The organism is Massilia sp. YIM B02443 (genome assembly GCF_030411955.1).
In the GTDB taxonomy this organism is placed as follows: domain Bacteria; phylum Pseudomonadota; class Gammaproteobacteria; order Burkholderiales; family Burkholderiaceae_D; genus Telluria.
On record NZ_JASNRA010000078.1, the window covers coordinates 1 to 400 of the forward strand.

Below are 400 nucleotides of genomic sequence, written 5' to 3' on the forward strand. Positions count from 1 at the left end.
TCGCAAATTTGGGATCGTAGGGCTTGCCGGAGTTAATGACGCCAAAGCACAAATGAGCCAGCTTACGCATGGCTGCGCCAATGATCGACATCTTTGACTTGCCTTTGGCAAGCAAACGATCGTTCAGTGCTTTGATGTGTGGATTCCAGCGCCTGGCTGTCACAGCCGGCATATAGAGAACTTTTCTTAAGTAAGCTGGCCCGGCCTTGGACATGCGAGGGCGAGCGCGTACTGACGAGCCAGACTCTCGCTGAACTGGAACCAGGCCAAGGTAGGCTGCCAGTTGCTCGGCGCGTTCAAACGTTCGGCCAGCAAACAAAGCTGTCATGTGGCATGCCACACGCGGTCCAACACCAGGGATCGTCTCGAGCAGTTTTTTCTTATCTCGCAGGTCCGGATC

General features: G+C 54.8%; 1 protein-coding gene. It reads right to left on the reverse strand.

The window, feature by feature from the left end:
• On the reverse strand, nucleotides 1–328 hold a 328-nt coding region (locus tag QPK27_RS25255; RefSeq protein WP_290420891.1), incomplete at its 3' end, for a transposase.
• Nucleotides 329–400: the final 72 nt, after the last annotated feature.